Genomic DNA, 21377 nt, shown 5'->3' on the forward strand with positions numbered 1-21377 from the left:
TTCTTCCTAATGACAAAAAATTATGAGTCCCGAGTTTTGGATTCCAAGTTTAGCAAAAAACTCAAACCTCAAAACTCAAGACTCAAAACTCTCTCAGCGTAAAAGCCGATCGATTCAGTTGATCGCCCGACACAAATAATTGCATCAGGGCAGTATCAATTACCGGCGACGGGGAACCATCGAGTCGATATTGATATTAGCCAGAGGCACGCGCGGCGGCGGAGTAGTAGGAATGGGCATATTGCGCGCCATACCCAAATAGTTCGACGGATCGCCAGCCTTCGCCTGCTGTTCTTGAGGAACAAAACGGCGGACACTTGTCTGCCAGATGATTTGCGGGAAGCCAAGCTGCGAACGGTGGTATTCGCTGTAGCGGGGCGTCTTCAAATTGAAAGGAGTGTCCCCTCCAACTCGCTGAGGCAAAATTCGGCGCTGCTGGTAAGGTATTGTGTCATAGCCGAACTTTTCCAGGTACTCTTCGCTATTGACCAACTCGTCAATAAAGCCTTGAGGCCCCTTATTGGCTACCACGATCGACCAAGCAATCTTTTCGCGCTCGCTGTACACATCCCGGCCCAAAATGCGCTGCACGCACATTTCCACAAACCGATAGTTGCTGTTAGTTTGGTAATTCCGCTCTAGGAAAGGAGCAGAAGTCGCCAAACCGCGAATAAAGTCCCGCACAGTAATTTGGCCGAACTTGAGTTGCGACTCCAAAGACTTTTGGCGGTTGCTCTTGAGGATTTGGTGTTCGCTGTAAATCTGGCGATATCCAGCCCAAATCAAATTGTCCATGTCTCCAGGCGAGAGCACATTTTCAGTTGTGAAAATTCTCGGCTGCTCGTCGCTCCCCACTTCAAAACCAGCAACGCGCTGGTTTTGGCTCTTGGGGGCGTAGCTTAATAAAGGTAGCGCCACGTTAAAATCTCCGTTATCTCAAATTTCAGAAATAGTTGACACCGTGAGCTGCCAGCATAACGGATACAACTAACCAACATACAGATTAGGGGATTCCCGCAATCTAAATCTGATTTTCCTGAATTTTTGCAACAATCTGTAACATTTGTTGACTTTGGCGAAGGAAGAAGGCAGAAGGAAGAGGGAAGAAGGAAGAAGGAAGAGGGAAGAAGGAAGAAGGAAGAGGGAAGAAGGGAGAAGGAAGAGGGGAGAAGGAAGAGGGGAGAGGGAAGTTAGGCAGAAAGAAGGCTCGTTCCCCGGAAGCGGGCAGGAACGTCGCTCGGCGAGGCTCTGGCTCGTCAAACAGGAGGCAAACGGCTCCCGCCAAGCATTCCCAGGCAAAGCTGGGGGAACGAGCTTAAGAGCTGGGGAACGAGCTTACAAATTACCAGCCCAGAGCCGAATAAAACTCGCTGGCGGGTACTTGAGCTGCTGCGGGTTCTGATGTTGCATCCGAGTCTGGTTGCACCCGAATTTCGGTACAAAAAGTCGATGTGCTGAAACCGCCAAAGCGTTTTACGGTACTCGTCCGCATCCGCACGTTCGGATTAGCAAACCAAAAACGCTCGATCGAACTCATCGTCTCGTATTCCGTAATCAGCAGCAGCCCATCCTCGTCATCCATCTCAAAACGGCCAGCCACCGGCACAATTTCCGCATAGCCTCGTTCCCGCAACATCAAGCCCTGCCGGGGATTTTCAGGATCGGGGACGATCGCGAACACCGTAGACCCTTTATGATTCTCATCATCCTTATCCCACGCCATCGAGCCGTGCCAGGTTACAAAAGCCCCCCCAGCAGCCCGGCTCGGATCGACTTCGTGCATCTTGCAAATCTCCGCCACTCGCGCGTCATCTGCAGCCAGGGCTGTTACCTGAATATTTGAATCCCCAATCTCCGCTTGACGAAAAGCGAGATGGTGAGTGCTGCGCTGAGAACGCCACTCCCCAGCACTGCTTTGAAAAAACTCCATGGCATCCATACGAACTAGCTCCTTTGGCTTAGGCTTCCCTGTCTTTACGCCTTTTTATGATAAAGCTCCCCTCACTTAGATGTACTTTTGCTACACAAATTAGTCTCAAAATGTCTACTTTGGACATATTGTCAAGGGAATGTTATGATAGTTTACAATGTAGGAGACACAACAAATCCTGCGAAACGTCATTCCGATCAATTTCGCATCAATCTCAGCAAACTGGAGGAGCGATTTATGGATATGCCTACAACCAGCCTCAGCATGGAACAGCAGTTCAAACTTCAAGTGCTGCGCGAAGAAGTCAAAAGGTTAAGCCAAGACCAAGCTCAGGAATACTTGCTCGAAGTTATGCGGCAAAACATGGTCAAAGAAAACCTGTTCAAGTATTGGATGAAGAAAATGTGAACTCTTCGAGCATTTCTTCACAAAAATCAGTGGCTTGTATCTGCAAAAAGTGCGATCGAGCTTTTAATCATAAAATCCAAAATCCCGCTTTCTCCAAGAAAGCGGGATTCTAAATTCACAAAAGCTTTAGGGGGTTTTTTTTGTCGCTACCAGACTCAGCAAATTAAATATTTTTAATCTCTTAGAAAGGGACTTTGTTTGTGTAGCGATAGCTTAAAACCTGTCGCGGAATCAACCAAAACGGCCACTCACATAATCCAAAGTAGACTCTTCTTTCGGACTTTGGAAGATTACCTCAGTCTTATCACACTCCACAAGATAGCCAAACCGCTTCCCATCGTCAGAAAGTTTAGCATTGAAAAAAGCAGTCAGGTCAGAAACCCGAGAAGCCTGCTGCATATTGTGAGTAACGATCACAATCGTATACTTCTCCTTGAGTTCCCGCATCAACTCCTCAATCTTAATCGTAGAAATCGGGTCAAGAGAAGCGCAAGGTTCATCCATTAACACTACATCAGGATTAATCGCGATCGCCCTAGCAATACACAAACGCTGCTGCTGGCCACCCGAAAGAGAAAAACCGCTTTGCTTCAACTTATCCTTCACCTCATCCCACAAATAAGCTTGGCTGAGCGATTTTTCCACCAGCTCATCCATATCCCCCTTATAATTGTTGACCCTCGCACCGTAAGCAATGTTGTCATAAATCGACTTCGGGAAAGGATTCGGCTTTTGAAACACCATCCCAATCTTGCGGCGCACCTCCACAGCATCAATATCAGGATCGTAAAGATTTTGACCCTGGTAATCAATTCTACCCTCTAAACGAAAACCGCTAACTAAATCGTTGAGGCGGTTAAAACATCGCAGAATTGTACTTTTACCGCAGCCCGACGGCCCAATCAAGGCAGTAATGCGATTTTTAGGAATCTCCATTGAAACATTTTTAACCGCGTGAAAACCGCCGTAAAAAATATTGATATTTTCTGTCCGTAAAACTGTTTCCGCTTGCTTGTCTAAATCCATCATCATACAGCTAACTATCCAATCGAATTTTACAAAATAAGGAGAAGATGAGAGTGCGAAAGTTGGAGATGGGGAAAATCTTCCTTCTTCCTTCTTCCTTCTTTTTACCCGTTCGCCAAGTCGAAGGCTCTTCTTCCTTCAATACACTCAATACACTTTTTTGTGAGTAGCCCAGCGAGAAAGAATACTCGTCAGCAAAACCATCATCACCAAAATCAAAGATGCCGCCCAAGCCAATTCTTTCTGTGCCTTAAAAGGAACCGTTGCAAAGTTGTACACCAAAACCGAAAGACTCGGAGTTGGCTTATCAAATCCTCCCGGCCAAAAAGGCGAATTCAGCGCCGTGAAAATCAAAGGAGCAGTTTCTCCAGCAGCGCGAGCAATTGCCAGCGTCACACCCGTTAAAATAGCCGGAATTGCCGCAGGCAAAACCACCTGCAAAACCGTCTGATAATTAGAAGCACCCACACCAACCGACGCCCATCTAATATCTTGCGGGACGATTTGTAGAGCTTCGTCAGTAGTCCGCACAATCGTGGGCAACATCAGCACGGCCAGCGCCGCGCCCCCTGCAATTGCCGAAAAACCTCCCATATTTACCACGAACAAACCGTAGGCAAATACCCCGGCAATAATCGAAGGAACGCCGCTGAGCACATTAGTAGCAAAGCGCACCCAGCGAGCGATTGAGCCTTTGCTAAATTCCGACAAATAAACGGCTGCCAATACACCAAAAGGAACAGCAATTAAAGAAGCAATTCCTACCGTCATCAATGTACCGAGAATTGCATTAGCAATACCGCCTCCCGATAGTCCGGGCGGGGGTGGGAGCTTGGTAAACAAGTCTAAATTCAGGCGATTGAAACCTTGTACGGTGACGTAGGAAAGCACTGCAAACAAAGGCAAAAGACTAATTGCTAAACAGGCTCCTGCTAGTACCGTCATCGCGATATTGAACAGCGATTGCGGACTGCCTTTAACCTTCTTCAAGCTGCCGGGATTCGAGGCAAAAGGATTGCGCTCTTCCGATGAGAGATTTGACATAAATCAACAATGTATGGGAATTTGCGGCAAACTTTTAGTTATACTTCGCTCTGACTTGAGAAACAATCCACTCTGCCAAAATATTAACAATCAGTGTCAGAATAAACAGAATTAGCCCCGTGTACATCAGAGCTGCTACTTGCAACCCGGAGGCTTCCGCAAACTGATTTGCCATCAAAGAAGCAATAGTATTTGCCGGAGCTAGCACTGAAAGACTTAACTGATTGGAATTGCCAATTAACAGAGTTGCAGCCATTGTTTCTCCCATGGCGCGACCAAGCCCGAGCATAATTCCGCCGACAATGCCGGAAAAAGCCGCTGGTACGAGCACTCTAAAAATTGTTGTCCAGCGAGTAGCTCCTAAACCTAGAGATGCTTGCCGCAATTCGGGCGGGAGACTTGCCAAAGAGTCGCGGGAGATAGCAGTAATAATGGGCAGAGTCATGATTCCCAAAATTACTCCGGCTGGTAACATTCCCGGGCCCACAGGCGGAGTGCTAAAAATCGGCAGCCATCCGAAGTTACTGTTGAGAAACTTTCCGATGCTGCTAATAATGGGAATCAATACAGCAATTCCCCACAAACCGTAGACTACGCTGGGAATGGCAGCTAAAAGTTCTACTAAAAAAACCAAAGCTGTACGCACTGGCAGCGGCAAAAAATCTTCACTCAAGAAGATTGCAGTCCCTACTCCTAATGGTACAGCAATTAGGAGCGCGATCGCCGAACTGACGATCGTCCCGTAAATCATCGGCAGCGCGCCGTACTCTTCTTTAACCGGATTCCAGCTACTGCCAAATAGAAAGCCCAAACCGTACTGTTGAATCGCAGGTAAAGCCCTATAAGCAACGGTGAGCGCGATTACCAGCAAAATTACCCCAACTCCTATTCCCAAAATCCGAGTCAGCCAGATAAAGCCTTGGTCTAAGGATTTTTCTGCCCCAGAGCGCGATCTGCTCTCTGATTGAGTGCTCTGATTATCTGAAATCATAGAAAAAAAAACCAAATATATAGTAGCGGAAAATAGCCTGTTTCAGAAAAAGCTAGAAGGAAGGAGAAACAAAGACCATAAATCAAATCACATAGGGGCGGGTTGATTCATCCCCTAACTTTTCAACAAATATTTCTGGTAAAACCCGCCCCTTGTATTTTGAAAGAGGTAGATGGCGATTTGGCGGCCAAGCGGGGGCGGGTTTATCAGATTATTGATTTTAGGCAATTATGGTTGGTGAAACCCGCCCCTACACAGATGCACCGATTGTTACATAGAAGAGGGGCGGATTTATTAATCCCCTGACTTTTTAACAAATATTTCTGGTAAAGCCCGCCCCACAGAAATATCTCTCTTCGTTCTTCCTGGTTTTTACCCGCACACGCAATGCCGAAGGGCTTTTTTCCCTCTGACAACGGACAACAGTCAACAGTCAACAGTCAACAGTCAACAGTCAACACTTACTATTGGGCCACCTCAATCTTGTAATCTGCGCTGATGCCGTCAGCGGCCGCGGCTACTTTTTCTTTAACGTTTTGGGGCAGAGGAACGTAGCCCAATTCGGAACTAACTTTTTGACCTTCAGTTAAGCCGTATTCAACCATCGCCTCGATTGCTTTAGCTTTGTTGGGGTCAGCAACTGTTTTGGGTACGAGCATCCAAGTGTAGGTGACAATTGGATAGGATTGAGCGCCTTCGGGGTCTTCGATAAATGCTCGCAGGTTTTCCGGCATGGGCACAGTTGCTAAAGCTTGAGAAGCTGATTCGTCGGTAGGTGCGACAAAGCTGCCTGCTTTGTTTTCCAAAGATGCAAATTTGAGATTGTTGTTTTTGGCGTAGCCGTATTCTACGTAGCCGATGCTGCCGACGGTTTGCAGGACTTGGGCTGTGACGCCTTCGTTGCCTTTTGCACCGAGAAAAGTACCAGTTGTGGGCCACTGTACGGTTTTGCCGTCGCCTACTGAACTTTTCCAGTCGGGGCTGATAGTACTCAGGTGTTTGGTGAAGACGGCGGTGGTACCGCTGCCGTCGGAACGGTGGACAACTGTGATGGCTTGGTCTGCTGGCAATTTAGCGCCCGGGTTGGCGGCTGCTATTCTGGGATCGTTCCAGTTGGTAATTTTACCGGCGAAGATATCTGCGTAAACATCCCGTGGCAGTTTCAATGGTTCGGTTAAGTCTGGTAAATTGTAGCCCATGACGATACTGCCGGCTGTCATGGGCAGCAAGATCACGCCTTTGTCTGCTGGAACTTTGGCGATTTCGTCGTCTTTCATGGCGGTGTCGCTGGCCCCAAAGTCTACTGTGCCTTTGGTAAATTGTTCGACTCCGGCGCCGCTGCCTACTGATTGATAGTTAATTTGTACTTTGGGGTTGATTTTGTTGAAGTCTTGAAACCAACGCTGGTACAGAGGGGCGGGGAATGAGGCGCCGGCTGCGGTGATGGCTACGTCTGAGGCTAGGGCGAGTTTGGTGTTTTCCGCTGTGCCGGTGGCTGCAACGGGGGAAGCGCCGGGTGATGCTGCGGTGTCGCCGGGGCTGGGGCTGCTGCTCGCGTTTGGGCTCTCACTGCGGCAAGCTGCTACACTGAGGGCGATCGCCATTACGGTAATTGCTGTAGTCAGACGCTTTGGATTAATCAAGTTGAGACGAAAAAGCATAGGTATAAAAAATCTGCGATCGTTATATGGGTGTCCCGCATCAGCATAGCGCGCAAAAGTAAAGGTTAGGTTAAGAATCTTTACACTTAATCACCATTTAATATTAATTAATATTATTAATGTTATTTATGAGCTTGACAAGTGTGATTTTATATGATAAAGGCAAGATAAAGTGGTACGGAAACCAGCATTCGATCGCCCGATCGCGGAAAAGTCCTCATTAAATTATCACAAGATCCAGGCTTGAGAACCAGAAAACCATACAATGGTGGTTGTTTTGACAGTAGTGCTAGTATTAAGAATTTAAAAGCTGCAGGCATTGAAGCTTGCATCTGACAAATACATTCTGACGAATGCTGTTTGATGATATAGCAACCGCCCTGACGGTTAGGACGTTCTTAATTGCACAAACATAAACGGTCGATTGCAACTTCTGTCTTCCTTCTTTCTTCTGCTATAATGCCTGCTCCTATTGAACTAATCTGGGCTGTTATTGGTTTGCTCCTGACGATAGGAGGCACTTTTTTGCCTGCATCTGTCACAATTCCGATTGGGTTGTGGGACGATCGAGGACTTCAGGCCTACTCTTTAGGTGTTACCTATCAAATTGGAGCCGTCTTGCTAGTAGGCTGTATGGGGGGGAAAAATGCTGCGGCTCTCTCGCAAATTGCCTATTTGGCATTAGGATTAACTTTGTGGCCAGTTTTTTCTCAAGGCGGCGGCATCGGCTATCTCAAAGAAGCGAGTTTTGGGTATTTGCTGGGTTTTGTGCCTGGTGCTTGGGTGTGCGGCTGGGTGGCTTTTAAGGTGGCTTCGCGGCTGGAATCTATGGCTTTTAGCTGTTTGTGCGGTTTGTTCACTGTTCACGCGATCGGCTTAATTTATCTAATTTTTACTTACTGGCTGCCTCCGGCAAAAAAAACACCTTTATTCGATGAGATTCTTAAATATTCGGTTTATCCCCTGCCGGGACAATTGGCGGTAGTTTGTGCGATCGCAGTGCTGTCATTTACTTTGCGCCGCTTGATGTTTTATTAATTGCGAAGGAAGAAGGAAGAAGGAAGAAGGAAGAAGGAAGAAGGAAGAAGGAAGAGGTAACGGGTAATTGTGCAAAATAAGGTTATACTATACATTGCGAAACGGGAGAGTCATCTCGCTGCGGCTCGGATTGCTTTGCTGCACTGCATTCTGCTCGCAATGACACGTGAGATTCGAGTAAATTCTCTCATGCCCGATGCCCCATTTTCTATTGCTTAATTCATGCGTTTTAAAAGAAATCCCTTGTTCTGGATTGCTGCGGTTATCAGTTTAGTTTTAGACCACCTGACTAAGTTTTGGGTGGTACAAAATTTTGACTTGACACTTCCTCCGCAGACGCAGCCGCTGTTACCTGGGGTGTTTCACTTCACTTATGTTGTTAATACAGGTGCCGCTTTTAGTATGTTCAGCAATGGCGGGGCGATTTGGTTGCGCTGGCTGTCTTTGGGCGTTAGTGTGGGATTGATGGTGCTGGCTTGGTTCGGGCCGCGAATTAACCGCTGGGAACAAGCTGGCTACGGTTTGATTTTGGGAGGAGCACTGGGGAACGGCATCGATCGATTTGTTTCGGGCCACGTTGTAGATTTTATCGATTTTCGGCTGATTCGCTTCCCCGTATTTAATCTAGCCGATGTGTTTATTAATGCTGGGATTATCTGTTTGCTGATTGCAACTTTTCACAGTACACCGCCTACTCCGACTACTCCGAGAACTCAGGACGATCGCAATTCTATTTGAGAGTAACTTTGAACAAGCAAGAAGGAAGTTCGCCAACGGATTGGCATTATTGGGATTTCACGGATGTAACAACTAACTAACGGTAGGGTGCGTCAGGGGGGAGATTCTTAGTTTGTGGTCGCCACATTCAACCCTGAGGCACCCTACAATGACTTTGGTAATGGCTTAAAATGAGATAAGAACAGACCTATTGTTAAAACTAAATTTGCCCGTGACTCCTAATCCTTTTGCTCAAGAACGCTTACTATTTGCCCCAGCAACCCCCGATGCTGATGCTATCCCCACTATTTTTGCTTTTCCCAACGAGTACACGGTGGGTATTACCAGTCTCGGCTATCAGATAGTGTGGGCAACTTTGGCTGTGCGATCGGATATTGAAGTGGGCCGTTTATTTACTGATATCCGGGAACAACTTCCCCGAAATCCAGAATTACTGGGATTTTCGCTTTCTTGGGAACTAGACTATGTAAATATTCTCAATTTATTGGAATCTCTAGAAATTCCGATTTGGGCGTCAAAACGAACTGATAATCATCCGATAGTCTTCGGCGGTGGCCCGGTTTTTACTGCTAATCCCGAACCTTTTGCCGATTTTTTTGATGTGATTTTGCTGGGAGATGGCGAACATCTCATTGACAATTTTATTGATGCTTGTAAAGAAGTCCGTAAAGCAGACCGATTAACTAAATTGCGGCATTTAGCCCAAGTTCCGGGAGTTTACGTTCCCAGTTTGTACGACGTAACTTATCTGGATGTGGCTGAGGGTATTAAATCGATTCAGCCTGTCGATTCGGGAATTCCCAGTATGGTTGAAAAACAGACTTATCGCGGCAATACTTTATCTGCTTCCACTGTGGTGACCGAAAAAGCGGCTTGGGAAAATATTTACATGGTGGAAGTGGTTCGGAGTTGTCCAGAAATGTGCCGTTTTTGTTTGGCAAGTTATCTGACTTTGCCGTTTAGAACTGCGAGTTTGGAGGCTTCGCTAATTCCGGCGATCGATCGCGGTTTAGCTGTGACTAATCGTTTAGGTTTGTTGGGTGCTTCTGTCACCCAGCACCCGGAATTTGAAGCGTTGCTGGATCATTTGAATCATCCGAAATACGACGGCGTGCGGCTGAGTCTTTCTTCGGTACGGACGAATACGGTGACAGTTAAATTGGCAGAAATCTTGACAAACAGAGACAGCAAATCTGTGACAATTGCGGTGGAAAGCGGGAGCGATCGCCTCCGCAAAATCGTTAACAAAAAACTCACAAATGATGAAATTATTCAAGCTGCTATCAATGCTAAGGCGGGCGGCTTAAAGGGAATTAAACTTTACGGGATGGCGGGAATTCCCGGCGAAGAAATGGAGGATTTAGAGGAGACGGTGGCGATGATGCGGGCGATTAGAAAAGCCGCTCCCGGTTTGCGGTTGACTCTGGGATGCAGCACTTTTGTCCCGAAATCTCACACTCCTTTTCAGTGGTTTGGAGTGAAGAAAGATGCGGAGAAGAGGCTGAAGTTTTTAGATAAAGAATTGCGTAAGTTAGGTTTAGAATTTAGACCTGAAAGCTATAACTGGTCAGTGATTCAGGGTTTGTTGTCAAAGGGCGATCGGCGGTTGTCTCGGCTGTTGGAATTAGTGCGGCATTACGGCGATACTTTGGGCAGTTATCGGCGGGCATTTAAGGAGTTGCGGGGACAGTTGCCCGAGATGGATTTTTATGTTTTTCAAGAGTGGGAATTGGATCGGGTTTTGCCTTGGAGTCATTTAAAAGGGCCGCTACCGGAGGCGACTTTGAAAAAACATTTGGCTGAGGCGATGAGTCATACAACACGACAGCCAAATCAAGAATGTGAGAATTCACTAAGTCGCGTTTAGTAAATTAGATTATAATAGCCTCATGCGTGTTATTAGCCGTCATAGCCGAAATCACTCTGGCATAAGGCTCACGGTAACAGCAATAGATCTCAAATGGGTTCTATATTTCAAAGCTCAAATTCATTGGATCTAAAAATTTTTGAGGGTCTACTCTTATGAAATGGAAAATATTAATCCTTACACTCCTAGTTATTTTGCCAGTTTCAGGTACTTTTCATAAGATCTCTGCTTCCTATGGAAACACAATATTCATCGCCCAAGAGAATAGAGAACCAGATAAGTTGGAACTTTGCTATATTGCCCAATCGTTTAGGAAAATCGAGGACTTAGAATTTGTTACTATAGTTGACTATAAGGCTCTCAGTAGAGATGAAGGACAGGGCTACGGAGCAAAATGGAAAAATAAAGACAATACTCTCGATTTATATCTGTACGATCTTAATTATAAAAATATTGGAAATTCTTTGGATTCTCCTTTTGTACAAGAAGCACTTAATTCAGCTATAGAAGGAGTTAGATACGCTCTTCAAAGGGGAATATACCAAAAAGCAGATATTGGAGTCACTTCCACTCGGGAATTCGGTGAATTCAAGTTTTTGTTTGTACCGATAAAAATTATAGTTTCTGGAAGACAGGCAGAATCGGTAATTATCTTGACTGTACTTCAAGGGCGGTTTTTCAAAGTTCGTTTAACATCTTTTGAAGAAAATCCCAAACAAAAAATAGAACGTATTCTTACTAAATTGCCTCAACTCATCCCCACAAAATCCAAAGTAGCTAGTAACTGCCCTACTGACCCATCCTAAGTTCACCTTTGGCAAACTCGAAATTATTTTGGGGAATTTGGGAGATTGTCAATCAGTTGGAAATGGAGTCTTTAAAATAAGGATAGACTATGGCTCTGGTTTCCGAATCTATTTTGGACAAATAGGAATGACAATTGTGATTCTCATCGGCGGAGGCGATAAAAGCACTCAAGACAGAGATCTCCGCCAAGCTAAAGAATACTGGACAGATTATAGGAGTTAAGACAATGCCTAAAAGCCTACCTTACCATCCCTCACTAATACAATCTCTCAAAAAGCCAATAGATTCTGCTATGTATCTAGAGGCTTTTTTTGAAGAAGAAAACCCCGAGGCAGAACTGCTAAAAATGGTACTTAACAATGTAGCAGAAGCTCTCGGTCAACCAAAAATGACTCCCGAACAATATGAATTGCACTTAAAAAAACTGGAGAAATTGCTGTCGCAGCAAGGAAGTGATGCGATTTATAATCTGGGAACTTGGCTGAATGCTTTGGGATTGAAACTAACGGTTGCTGTTTGTACTGATACAGAGGATAATACTGCAAATGCTGAAACGCGATCGCACTTAACTGTCTAGCCCAACGATACAATGCCCAATTTTAAATATTCGTCGCTGATTAATGCCACCGTTGAAACAGTCTGGAACTTTTACGAAAGGCCGGACATTCTGCAACTTTTGACTCCGCCTTGGCAACCGGTGAAAATCATTCGCCGCGAAGGGGGACTGGATGTGGGTGCTGTATCGGAATTTCGCCTGTTATTGGGGCCGATTCCTGTAAAATGGGTGGCGACTCACACTGAGTGCGAACAATATCGCTTGTTTGTTGATGAACAAACAGAGGGGCCGATGGCACGTTGGGTTCACCGACACGAGTTTACCTCAGAAAATGGCAAGACTAGATTGACAGATGCGATCGCATTTTCGATACCGGGCGGCCCGATTGTCGATTTGTTGTTAGGTTGGTGGGTGGAAATGCGGTTAACAGATATGTTTCGCTACCGCCACGAAGTCACAAAAAGAGAGTGCGAGAAAGATGCAAACAACGGCTGAATATTACTGTGCTTTCTGCGGCGAACCGAGTACAACTTTTGTTGATATCAGCGGTGGTATGGAACAATCTTATATCGAAGATTGTCAAGTTTGCTGTCGCCCGAATGTTCTGTATGTCAGAATAGATGAAGATACCCTGGATATTGAAATAGATACTGACTATCAAGAATAAGTGACTATCAAAATGTATGAATTGCCTGTGATGCAGACTGGGTAGAATTCATAAATTTTGAAGCGGCTGCTTCTACGAAAGCCTTAAAAATTCGAGAGTTGAACGAACAGTTTGGCGACATTTCCGGGTGCCATTGAATTGCTATCATCCAAGGGTGATAGCAGTGTTCCATTGCTTCTACTAAAGTGTCAGGTGCATCGGCTACAATTCGCCAATCGGAGGTTACCTTCCGCACAGCTTGATGATGCCAGGAAACAACTGTTGTTGAAGTTTTTCCCATAATTTTTGCTAGCCGACTGGTTGGCTCAATTTCAATGGTATGCTCGATCGCACGTGGCGGAATTCCCGATCCGTGATTAACCTCGTCTCCGTAAGCATCCGGTACGTGAATCACCAAACTGCCGCCGCTGGCTACGTTCAGGACTTGCATTCCCCGGCAAATCCCCAACACAGGTATGTCAGCCTTCAAAGCTAGCTTGGCTAAATTTAATTCAAAATTGTCGCGTTCTGCATTAACCGAGTAAACTGTGCGATCGACATAACCGCCATAAAGTTCTGGGTTGATATCTCCGCCCCCGGAAAAAATCAAACCATCTACTGCATCCAAAATACTAGCGGGATCTAATTGATTGGGGGGCAGTAAAATCGGAATGCCACCAGCCGCTTGAACTGCATCAATATAAGTTCCATTTAAGCGATATTCGCCTGCTGGACAGCGGTTGTATGTTGTGATGCCAACAATCGGAAATTTTTTCATTTGCTAGAGATTGGGAGATAATGATTTAGATTAATACTCAGATTTTGCACTATTTGTAATCAGTTTTTTATGGGCGGACTCGAAGTCCACCCATAATAAAACTTACTTACTTATTGTGGAACAGTCATCTTGCCTGTTTTTGTCTGCTTTATTGTGATTGATTCCTACATTAAACTGATAATTTCCTCCACTGCTGTCTAATTGGTAACAGTTTGAGTATTAGTTTCGGGCAGCGGTTTGCGCGTACACAGATAAGCCAGTGGCCCGAACAGCGGCACTAATGTTAAAGCCCAAAATGCTGTAGACTTCTGCATTTCTCGGCGCGTCATGTCGTCTCCCAACAACGCCGGAAATAGTAGGCAAAGCAGACAAAAATCTAAACTCGTTACGTGGATAAAACGGCTGGTTTGCCACTGTCCAATAAAATCCGACCAATCGCCTTTTGTCAAGCCAAATACAACCAACGCAGCAGCGCCTAATGTTAAGAAAATTCCCGTAAAACGGGAGTCTAATATCTTTAAAAAGATATTTTTCTGACCGGGAAATTCAGGATTCGCTTCGCGCAGGCATAAATAAGGCAATAAGGCAAAGGCGCCGACACCAAAAGATAAAGTGGCAAACAACCATGCAGGTATTTTCTGCCCCCTGCCGTCAGCAAATAAGACGCAACTGTAGATGAGCGGCCAAACTCCCATGATGTAGAACAAGGCTACAATTAAAGGGTTAATGTCTGCTATTTTCCCTGTGGAAAGATCTGTAATTAGTGTGATGGTTTTTTCTGGGCTGTCGGGTGGTGCAAATACAAAGGCGTAGGTGGTAAATGCAATCCAAATCAGCCCAAATCCAATTTTTCTGAACATAGTTAGTTTTCTTTACTTCTGATATTACTATAGCAATGAGCAATGATTTTTGAAAGATACTTTTTTTGTTAACCACAGAGGACGCGGAGGGCACAGAGGAAGAGAAGATTAGAGCGGAAGGTATTGCTATTTGGTATTGCGGGTTTTGGGCAGATTGCTAAATTTTTGCATAAATTGGCGATCGATCCAATCTTTCCAGTACCACAGCAGCGCCGATTCCCACATGAAAGATCCGCGAGAGGCGATCGCCCTTTTATTCCCAGTACCAATTAACCCTAAGTATTGTTTCTGCGGTGCAAAGGGTTTAAGCGGTTTTTCCAATAAAAACTGCTGCAAATTTTCAAACAGCGGTTTGCCCTGACGCACGGCAAACACGCCTGCTTTGGGACGGGGATAATTAACCATTGCAGCGATATCTCCAGCCGCAAATACGTTGGGGTGAGAGACTGATTGCAGGCCATCGTTGACTTGGATAAAGCCGTTTGAATCGGCTGCTAAACCGGATTCTCCGATCCAATGGGCTGCCGATGCTTGTGTCACCCAAAAAATCCGATCGCACTCTAATTCTAAACCTGATTTACAGGAAATTTGGTAATCGGTAGGGAATTGAAGAGTGGTTTCTCTCTCAATCTTTTTTACAGCACAGACTTTTTCCTTTAAATGCAATTGAATGCCGCGACTGATGAGAGTTTCTTGAAGGCGGCGACGCACTCGATGATTGTGTCCCTGCATCAATTCAGCACCGCTGTGAAACAAATGAATTTCTAATTCTTCTTCTTTCTTCCCCCTTCCCTTTTCTCTCTTAAGTCTTTCGCTGTACCTTAATATCCATCCGTTAAATCCGTTACACAATCCGTTGCCGAACCCTTCTTCCTTCCCCAATCGAGATTGCATATTTAATGCTAATTCTACGCCGCCTGCCCCGCCACCTACAATCGCTATCCGCAGCGGTTTTTGGGGATAGTTTTGCCTTTCGGAAATTAACTGATTCCAGCTAGCTAAAAACTCCGGTACGGGTTTAGCTGCAATTGCATATTCTGCGGCACCCGGTACAGATAAAGTCGCAGGCGTGCTGCCGATATCCACAGAAAGCAAATCAAAATTAACCGGAGGGCGAGTTTGACAAATAACTAAGTTTTTGTTAAAGTCGATGGCGATCGCCCGATCGATTAATATTTGACACCCTGCAAATTCAGCGAGCGAGCGCAAATCGATGTGACATTCATCATAATTGTAAAACCCGGCAACGTGCCCCGGCAGCATCCCCGAATAAGGCGCGTGCAGCACGTCGCTAATCAGAGTTAAACGCACTCCAGGCAGCGGTTTGATGCCGAACATTTTTAATACAATAGCATGACTGTGACCGCCACCAATTAAGACTAAATCTTTCACAATTACAGATGTTCGATCGAAATGTTCCAGCACCAATATTGTACAGCACTCGCACTCCTTGGGCCGCAATATCCGGTAAGGAGAGCTTGCACTGCGTAAGGAATGATTTCCCAGCAGTTAGACAGAATGCTGTCACTTACCCTCTGTCTCAGAGATTATACTTAGCTCAGTTGCGATCGGAGCACATCAATCCACCCATTTCGCTTAATTGATTCCACATTCAGCGCAAATGGCTGTAGACTGTAGAGCGAGCAAATTTTATCACCAAATTATGCCGGGGTGTGTTTCAATAGCTAACTCACCATTCAAAACTATGACATTACGCATCATTCCGCGCAGTTGGCAGCGATCGATTAAAACTCTTTTCCCGCTTCTGTTTGCCCTCTCATTCATTATAGTATTGCTGGCAAACAACTTCATTCCGGCGATCGCCCAGCAACCCCGCCAGGAAATTCGCGGCGTTTGGATGACGACAAACGACAAAGACATCCTCAGAGATCGTCGCAAACTAGGAGATGCTGTCAGCCAATTAAAGCGGTTAAATTTCAACACTATTTATCCTGTAGCCTGGAATTCTGGCTATGCAATGTATCCCAGCTATGTAGCGCAGCAAAGAGACATTCAACCCTTTGTTTACAGAGGGTTAGACGGACAAGATATGCTCGCCGATTTAATCGATAAAGCTCACCGCCAAGGGCTGTTAGTGATTCCTTGGTTTGAGTTTGGTTTCATGGCTCCTCCTACATCAGAATTAGCCACACTTCATCCCGAGTGGCTGACACAAAAACAGGACGGCAGCCAAACATCAAACGACGCAGGTGGCGAAGTAGTTTGGCTCAATCCCTTTCATCCAGAAGTGCAGCAATTCATTACCGAACTCGTACTAGAAATCACCACTCAATATAACGCAGACGGAATACAATTTGACGATCACATGAGTTTGCCGGCGGAATTTGGCTACGATGACTACACAATTGCTTTGTATACCAAAGAAACAAAAAAAGCTCCCCCCAAAGATTTTCAAAATCCAGCATGGGTGCAGTGGCGAGCCAATAAAATTACCGCTTTTATGTCGCAGCTCAATCAAGCCGTCAAAGCAGTCAAACCCAATGCAATTTTCTCAATTTCTCCCAATTACTACGATTTTGCTTACAAACATCACCTGCAAGATTGGCTGGCTTGGGTGCGTTTGGATATTGCCGACGAGCTAATCGTGCAAGTCTACCGTCCCAATCTAGAATCTTTTGTGGACAAGATTAACCGTCCAGAAATGCAAGAAGCACAGCAAAAAATTCCCACCGGAGTTGGGATTATGACAGGTTTGAGAAATAACCCAGTACCGATTCAGCAAATTAAATCTCAGGTGCAAGCAGTCCAAGGATACGGCTTAGGCGTCGCTTTCTTCTACTACGAAAGCTTGTGGGAATATGCACCAGAACCCCTCGCCCATCGACTTTCTCAATTTAGTGCTTTCTTCCCGTCTTCTGCATTCCGAACAGCGCTACAAATACCCAGACGCGCGGCGACTTTCCCTCCGCCGGCGCCACCCAAACCAGACCCGAAAGCTAAGCCAGAGCAACCTATTAAAAACACGGCACCTTCGCCCTCGCCAACCACGTAAAAGAATTAAAGAGTCATCAGTCATTGGTAATTTTGTAGGGTGTGCCATTAGTCCGACAGTCCAACAGGGGTTTAAACCCCTGTCTCATAGCTGAAGTCGTCTAAAGACGACTGTAGCAATTCTATCAAAGCTGTTTTTGTATAGAGTTAGTGCAGCATAAGCTGTTGTACATTTAAATTGTATGTTGAGGGCGGGCTTTCCTGTCCATCCCACAAGAGTGAAAAATTATTGGATCATGCGATTTAAATGCGGATTAGCTTATATGTGTAACTCTAATTTTCAAAATTGAGATTACTATTTGAGTCGGTTTTAACCGACTTATGCTATTAGACAGGGACTTGAGTCCCTGGCGGCCCGTGGCAGAATGAAACAGCTCTACTGGGAGTAGGGGATACCGAGTTATGTCCCTATAAAATATCCCTATTACCAACAACTACCATCAAAAAAATGCCAACTAACCAAAAAATTTTACTGCCAAAAATGGGCTGTGGCACTTGGGCCTGGGGCAACAGATTGCTCTGGGGCTACAATGAAAGTATGGACGAGGAATTGCAAGCCGTTTTCAATCTTTGTGTTAGTAACGGCGTCACTTTATTCGATACCGGCGACTCTTACGGAACAGGGAAATTAAACGGACGCAGCGAACAGCTTTTGGGGCAGTTTTCTCAACAATATCAAGGTGCAAATAAAGACAGTATTTGTATGGCGACAAAACTGGCTGCTTATCCTTGGAGGCTGACGCGACAATCAATGATATCGGCTTGCAAAGCCTCTGCTGGGCGCCTCGGAAAAAATGTAGATTTGGTGCAAATGCACTGGTCTACAGCCAATTACGCTCCTTGGCAAGAGGGGGCTCTTTTAGACGGTTTGGCTGACCTTTACGAGCAAGGATTGGTCAAAGGAGTGGGCTTGTCTAATTACGGGCCGAAACGGCTGAAATGGGTGCATCGGAAATTTAGCGATCGCCAAATTCCTATTGTTACTTTACAAGTGCAATATTCGCTACTTTCTACCTATCCGGTGACAGAACTCGGATTGAAAGATGTTTGCGATGAATTGGGGATAAAATTGATTGCTTACAGTCCTCTAGCCTTGGGTTTGCTGACGGGTAAATACTCGGAAAATGGCTCTCTTCCTAAAGGTATCCGAGGTTTGGCGTGCAAGCAGCTACTTCCGGGAATGCGATCGCTTTTGGAGTGTTTGCGAGAAATAGCGACATTCAGAAACAAGACTGTTTCGCAGGTAGCAATTAACTGGTGCATCTGCAAAGAAACTATTCCGATTCCGGGGGCTAAATCTGTGGAACAGGCGAGGGATAATATTGGTGCTTTGGGCTGGGAGTTAGACTCCGGGGAGATTGCCGAATTGGATAAGGCAGCGGCAAATGTAGATAAGAAAATGGTGCAGAATATCTTTCAAACTCGGTAATATCTCAGATGTTGTACCATTCTCATGAACAGGCAAGATGCCTGTTCCACAAGACATGAATTTGCTTGTTCCACAAAAACTAAATTTTCTTGTGGGGTAGGCTTCTAGCCTGCCCGTACCCTTCTCAGGAACAGGCAAGATGCCTGTTCCACAAGACATGAATTTGCTTGTTCCACAAAAACTAAATTTTCTTGTGGGGTGGGCTTCTAGCCCGCCCATAAAAGGCTTATTGAGAATGGTGCAAGATGTGAGATGTTGTACCATTCTCAGGAACAGGCAAGATGCCTGTTCCACAAGACATGAATTTGCTTGTTCTAGAAAAACTAAATTTTCTTGTGGGGTAGGCTTCTAGCCCGCCCCTGAAAGCCTGATTTACACCGCACAAAAATTTTCGACACACCGCACAAACATTTCTACACCCATCCCCAGCGCAGTTTCATCAAAATCAAAACGCGGGTGATGGTGCGGGTAAGCCAAGTTTTTCTCTGGATTTGCTGAACCCAAAAAGAAATAGCAACCTGGCACTTCTTGCAAAAAGAACGACATATCCTCGCCGCCCATTGTTTGGCATTCGGGAACGATTCCTGCAGGAGTTTCGACAACAGATTCTGCCACGCCGCGCACCAATTCAGCTATTCTCGAATCATTAATAACTGGCGGGTACAGCGAACAATAATCTAATTGGTAATTTGCCCCGTGACTCTGACAAATTCCGGCAATTAGTTGCTCGATTCGCTGTGCAAAATAACCTTGATATGCTGGGTTGAAATAGCGCACCGTGCCACCGATTTGAGCGGTATCGGCAATGACGTTGTGGGTGTGGCCTGCGTGGAAGTTGCCGACAGTTACTACCGCTGAGTCGATCGGGTCAATGTTCCGCGCGACGATTGCCTGTAAAGCGCTGACAATTTGGGCTGTAACTACGATCGAGTCCACAGTCTGATGTGGCATTGCGCCGTGTCCACCTTTGCCAAAAATCGTGCAGTCAAAAACTTCGACAGCCGCCATCAACGCGCCGCTGCGGACGCCTACAGTACCCAAAGGTAGATTGTTCCACAAATGCAAGCCGACGATCGCATCAACATCAGGATTCTTCAAAACTCCCGCTTCAATCATCGGTTTTGCCCCTCCTGGCCCTTCTTCGGCGGGCTGAAAGATAAATTTTACTTTACCCGAAAAGCTGTGTTTGTGCTTTGCGAGATAACAAACAGTACCGAGGGCGATCGCAGTGTGGCCGTCGTGGCCGCAAGCGTGCATAATTCCATCATGCTGCGATCGATAATCCACCTCATTTTCTTCTTGAATAGGCAAAGCATCCATATCCGCGCGAATTGCCAAAACCCGCCCCGGTTTGCCGCTGTCTATAGTTGCGACAATACCAGTTTTAGCAATATTAGTTTCATGATCTATGCCCCATTCCTGCAACTTTTGCGAGACAAACTGCGCCGTTAAATTTTCATCAAAACTCAACTCCGGCTTTTGGTGCAAAAGGCGACGCCATTCGACTAGCTGAGGCTGCAAATTTCTAATCTCCAGCCGCAATTGAGATAAATCGACAGAAGTTAAATTCGGTAAAGTAGAAACCATGTTTTATTCTCCTTTTTTTGGGATTAGGTTTTAGATTTAATCACTTAATAAATGGTAATCACTAATTATAGCAACCCCGAATAAGTTGTGAAACTCTCTGTGCTCTTTCTCTGCGGTCTCTGCGGTCTTTGTGGTTAAAATAAAATCTTCTTCAATCCTATCCCAGTTGGGCCGGAGATTTTTTTATGAACCGCAGAGGGCGCAGAGTACGCAGAGGAAGAGAAGAATGAGAAACAGAGGTGTTTAGAATAAGGTTATTTAGAAGTCTGAGCAACTAAATTAACCCCTGGCAGTAACCGCTCTAAATCTAAATCTGAAGCAATTTTAGCTAATTTAGCAAGGTCAGTCGGGTCATCTAAATGCGGCAAAATACCCAACACAGGTATTTGAGTCAGCGACTGGATCAAATCAACGGGTGCTAGATCGGCAATTTCTTGTTCCGAATAAGCTTTAACGCAATTGAGCACAATTCCTCTCAGCTTAAAACCAGTGTGTCTGGCGAGAGCCACATTCGCCACAGCTTGCCCGATCGCCCCCAACCTCACAGGTACTACCAAAACCCCTCTCAGCCGCCAATCCCTGGCAATATCGGCCACCGTCAGTTCCCGCGTTACAGGCGATCCCAGCCCTCCCAAAGATTCCACCAACACAAAATCCTTGCGCTGCGAGAGGCTTTGCCAAGCCGTCCAGACCTTTTCGAGTTCGATACGTCTCCCCTCCCGTTCGGCGGCAATCGGCGGTGCTAGAGGGGCATCAAAGTGCACTGGATTGAGTTCTTCGGGGGATTGGTCGAGGGAAAACAAACGGGTGTAGAGTTCGCGATCGCCCGTTCCCGTTTGCAACAGCTTCATAATTCCCAAACTGCGATCGGGAAAATACATTTGCCAATAAGCAGCCAGAGCGCTGGTCAAAACAGTTTTGCCCGCGTCGGTATCAGTTCCAGCAATTAGCAGCGAGTTCATTGGCAAATAGCTAACAAGTAATTGGCCTCAACATCAG

General features: G+C 45.8%; 22 protein-coding genes and 1 pseudogene. 12 read left to right on the plus strand and 11 right to left on the minus strand.

The genetic code is table 11. From position 1 onward, the window contains the following. Nucleotides 1-159: 159 nt before the first annotated feature. Nucleotides 160-918 carry a phycobilisome rod-core linker polypeptide gene (locus QUA47_RS17845; RefSeq protein WP_333431702.1) on the minus strand — a complete coding sequence of 253 codons (759 nt, stop codon included), beginning with the start codon at nt 916-918 and terminating at the stop codon, nt 160-162. Nucleotides 919-1044: 126 nt separating this feature from the next. Here QUA47_RS17845 and QUA47_RS17850 point away from each other — a divergent pair, with 126 nt between their 5' ends. Further along, nucleotides 1045-1194, plus strand: coding sequence for a hypothetical protein (locus tag QUA47_RS17850; RefSeq protein ID WP_333431703.1), 150 nt, complete (start codon nt 1045-1047; stop codon nt 1192-1194). Nucleotides 1195-1342: 148 nt separating this feature from the next. Here the strand turns inward: QUA47_RS17850 and QUA47_RS17855 are convergent, their stop codons facing one another. Beyond that, complete coding sequence (locus QUA47_RS17855; RefSeq protein WP_333431704.1) at nt 1343-1939, minus strand: phycobiliprotein lyase; 597 nt, start codon at nt 1937-1939, stop codon at nt 1343-1345. 135 nt (nt 1940-2074) lie between these two features. Between QUA47_RS17855 and QUA47_RS31035 the strand changes: the two genes are divergently transcribed. Continuing rightward, nucleotides 2075-2338 (plus strand): NblA/ycf18 family protein, encoded by a 264-nt coding sequence (locus tag QUA47_RS31035; RefSeq protein WP_006635534.1) that lies wholly within the window; start codon nt 2075-2077, stop codon nt 2336-2338. A gap of 231 nt (nt 2339-2569) precedes the next feature. Here the strand turns inward: QUA47_RS31035 and pstB are convergent, their stop codons facing one another. From pstB to pstS, 4 genes are all read right to left on the minus strand, one after another. Then, nucleotides 2570-3370: a phosphate ABC transporter ATP-binding protein PstB gene (gene pstB, locus QUA47_RS17865; protein ID WP_190657593.1), complete on the minus strand. Its 801-nt coding sequence runs from the start codon at nt 3368-3370 to the stop codon at nt 2570-2572. Between the two features lie 141 nt (nt 3371-3511). After that, nucleotides 3512-4408: a phosphate ABC transporter permease PstA gene (gene pstA / locus QUA47_RS17870; RefSeq protein ID WP_333282166.1), complete on the minus strand. Its 897-nt coding sequence runs from the start codon at nt 4406-4408 to the stop codon at nt 3512-3514. A gap of 34 nt (nt 4409-4442) precedes the next feature. Then, nucleotides 4443-5399, minus strand: coding sequence for a phosphate ABC transporter permease subunit PstC (gene pstC, locus QUA47_RS17875; RefSeq protein ID WP_333403874.1), 957 nt, complete (start codon nt 5397-5399; stop codon nt 4443-4445). A gap of 464 nt (nt 5400-5863) precedes the next feature. Further along, a complete protein-coding gene (pstS, locus tag QUA47_RS17880) occupies nt 5864-7060 on the minus strand; it encodes a phosphate ABC transporter substrate-binding protein PstS (RefSeq protein ID WP_333431705.1) in 1197 nt (398 codons plus the stop codon). A gap of 459 nt (nt 7061-7519) precedes the next feature. Between pstS and QUA47_RS17885 the strand changes: the two genes are divergently transcribed. From QUA47_RS17885 to QUA47_RS17920, 8 genes and pseudogenes are all read left to right on the plus strand, one after another. After that, complete coding sequence (locus QUA47_RS17885; RefSeq protein ID WP_006635529.1) at nt 7520-8098, plus strand: biotin transporter BioY; 579 nt, start codon at nt 7520-7522, stop codon at nt 8096-8098. A 222-nt stretch (nt 8099-8320) separates the two neighbouring features. Continuing rightward, nucleotides 8321-8836, plus strand: a complete 516-nt coding sequence (gene lspA / locus QUA47_RS17890) for a signal peptidase II (protein ID WP_190657583.1) — start codon at nt 8321-8323, stop codon at nt 8834-8836. Between the two features lie 211 nt (nt 8837-9047). Next, nucleotides 9048-10703, plus strand: coding sequence for a radical SAM protein (locus QUA47_RS17895; protein ID WP_333431718.1), 1656 nt, complete (start codon nt 9048-9050; stop codon nt 10701-10703). 155 nt (nt 10704-10858) lie between these two features. Continuing rightward, nucleotides 10859-11509 (plus strand): hypothetical protein, encoded by a 651-nt coding sequence (locus QUA47_RS17900; RefSeq protein ID WP_333431706.1) that lies wholly within the window; start codon nt 10859-10861, stop codon nt 11507-11509. A 31-nt stretch (nt 11510-11540) separates the two neighbouring features. After that, a pseudogene (locus QUA47_RS17905) lies at nt 11541-11732 on the plus strand (type II toxin-antitoxin system RelE/ParE family toxin); the annotation flags it as partial. A gap of 4 nt (nt 11733-11736) precedes the next feature. Continuing rightward, nucleotides 11737-12087: a transcriptional regulator gene (locus QUA47_RS17910; protein WP_333431707.1), complete on the plus strand. Its 351-nt coding sequence runs from the start codon at nt 11737-11739 to the stop codon at nt 12085-12087. 12 nt (nt 12088-12099) lie between these two features. Beyond that, a complete protein-coding gene (locus tag QUA47_RS17915; RefSeq protein WP_333431708.1) occupies nt 12100-12561 on the plus strand; it encodes an SRPBCC family protein in 462 nt (153 codons plus the stop codon). Continuing rightward, nucleotides 12545-12733, plus strand: coding sequence for a CPXCG motif-containing cysteine-rich protein (locus QUA47_RS17920; RefSeq protein WP_006635525.1), 189 nt, complete (start codon nt 12545-12547; stop codon nt 12731-12733). The genes QUA47_RS17915 and QUA47_RS17920 overlap by 17 nt, the downstream gene beginning before the upstream one ends. 7 nt (nt 12734-12740) lie before the next feature. Here the strand turns inward: QUA47_RS17920 and QUA47_RS17925 are convergent, their stop codons facing one another. From QUA47_RS17925 to QUA47_RS17935, 3 genes are all read right to left on the minus strand, one after another. Next, entirely contained in the window at nt 12741-13490 is a 750-nt protein-coding gene (locus tag QUA47_RS17925) for a gamma-glutamyl-gamma-aminobutyrate hydrolase family protein (protein WP_333431709.1), read from the minus strand. A 197-nt stretch (nt 13491-13687) separates the two neighbouring features. Further along, the gene (locus tag QUA47_RS17930; RefSeq protein WP_333431710.1) at nt 13688-14350 is read right to left on the minus strand and encodes a DUF2834 domain-containing protein; all 663 of its coding nucleotides are present in this window, start codon (nt 14348-14350) and stop codon (nt 13688-13690) included. Between the two features lie 126 nt (nt 14351-14476). Next, nucleotides 14477-15742 carry an FAD-dependent oxidoreductase gene (locus QUA47_RS17935; RefSeq protein WP_333431711.1) on the minus strand — a complete coding sequence of 422 codons (1266 nt, stop codon included), beginning with the start codon at nt 15740-15742 and terminating at the stop codon, nt 14477-14479. Between the two features lie 229 nt (nt 15743-15971). Here QUA47_RS17935 and QUA47_RS17940 point away from each other — a divergent pair, with 229 nt between their 5' ends. Beyond that, nucleotides 15972-17363, plus strand: a complete 1392-nt coding sequence (locus tag QUA47_RS17940) for a glycoside hydrolase family 10 protein (RefSeq protein ID WP_333431712.1) — start codon at nt 15972-15974, stop codon at nt 17361-17363. Nucleotides 17364-17810: 447 nt separating this feature from the next. Next, the gene (locus QUA47_RS17945; RefSeq protein WP_333431713.1) at nt 17811-18791 is read left to right on the plus strand and encodes an aldo/keto reductase; all 981 of its coding nucleotides are present in this window, start codon (nt 17811-17813) and stop codon (nt 18789-18791) included. A 372-nt stretch (nt 18792-19163) separates the two neighbouring features. On the opposite strand, the gene QUA47_RS17950 is transcribed toward QUA47_RS17945, so the two are convergent. Next, nucleotides 19164-20378 (minus strand): M20 family metallopeptidase, encoded by a 1215-nt coding sequence (locus QUA47_RS17950; protein ID WP_333431714.1) that lies wholly within the window; start codon nt 20376-20378, stop codon nt 19164-19166. A gap of 254 nt (nt 20379-20632) precedes the next feature. After that, entirely contained in the window at nt 20633-21340 is a 708-nt protein-coding gene (bioD, locus tag QUA47_RS17955; RefSeq protein ID WP_333282131.1) for a dethiobiotin synthase, read from the minus strand. Nucleotides 21341-21377: the final 37 nt, after the last annotated feature.

The organism is Microcoleus sp. MON2_D5 (assembly GCF_036701905.1).
Taxonomy (GTDB): Bacteria; Cyanobacteriota; Cyanobacteriia; order Cyanobacteriales; family Microcoleaceae; genus Microcoleus.

Bases quoted from the DNA above. Each gene is read 5' to 3' on its own strand.
- QUA47_RS17855 (WP_333431704.1), bottom strand. From the start codon at position 1,939: ATGGATGCCATGGAGTTTTTTCAAAGCAGTGCTGGGGAGTGGCGTTCT.
- QUA47_RS31035 (WP_006635534.1), top strand. From the start codon at position 2,075: ATGATAGTTTACAATGTAGGAGACACAACAAATCCTGCGAAACGTCAT.
- pstB (WP_190657593.1), bottom strand. From the start codon at position 3,370: ATGATGATGGATTTAGACAAGCAAGCGGAAACAGTTTTACGGACAGAA.
- pstA (WP_333282166.1), bottom strand. From the start codon at position 4,408: ATGTCAAATCTCTCATCGGAAGAGCGCAATCCTTTTGCCTCGAATCCC.
- pstC (WP_333403874.1), bottom strand. From the start codon at position 5,399: ATGATTTCAGATAATCAGAGCACTCAATCAGAGAGCAGATCGCGCTCT.
- pstS (WP_333431705.1), bottom strand. From the start codon at position 7,060: ATGCTTTTTCGTCTCAACTTGATTAATCCAAAGCGTCTGACTACAGCA.
- QUA47_RS17885 (WP_006635529.1), top strand. From the start codon at position 7,520: ATGCCTGCTCCTATTGAACTAATCTGGGCTGTTATTGGTTTGCTCCTG.
- lspA (WP_190657583.1), top strand. From the start codon at position 8,321: ATGCGTTTTAAAAGAAATCCCTTGTTCTGGATTGCTGCGGTTATCAGT.
- QUA47_RS17900 (WP_333431706.1), top strand. From the start codon at position 10,859: ATGAAATGGAAAATATTAATCCTTACACTCCTAGTTATTTTGCCAGTT.
- QUA47_RS17910 (WP_333431707.1), top strand. From the start codon at position 11,737: ATGCCTAAAAGCCTACCTTACCATCCCTCACTAATACAATCTCTCAAA.
- QUA47_RS17915 (WP_333431708.1), top strand. From the start codon at position 12,100: ATGCCCAATTTTAAATATTCGTCGCTGATTAATGCCACCGTTGAAACA.
- QUA47_RS17920 (WP_006635525.1), top strand. From the start codon at position 12,545: ATGCAAACAACGGCTGAATATTACTGTGCTTTCTGCGGCGAACCGAGT.
- QUA47_RS17925 (WP_333431709.1), bottom strand. From the start codon at position 13,490: ATGAAAAAATTTCCGATTGTTGGCATCACAACATACAACCGCTGTCCA.
- QUA47_RS17930 (WP_333431710.1), bottom strand. From the start codon at position 14,350: ATGTTCAGAAAAATTGGATTTGGGCTGATTTGGATTGCATTTACCACC.
- QUA47_RS17940 (WP_333431712.1), top strand. From the start codon at position 15,972: ATGGCTGTAGACTGTAGAGCGAGCAAATTTTATCACCAAATTATGCCG.
- QUA47_RS17945 (WP_333431713.1), top strand. From the start codon at position 17,811: ATGCCAACTAACCAAAAAATTTTACTGCCAAAAATGGGCTGTGGCACT.
- QUA47_RS17950 (WP_333431714.1), bottom strand. From the start codon at position 20,378: ATGGTTTCTACTTTACCGAATTTAACTTCTGTCGATTTATCTCAATTG.
- bioD (WP_333282131.1), bottom strand. From the start codon at position 21,340: ATGAACTCGCTGCTAATTGCTGGAACTGATACCGACGCGGGCAAAACT.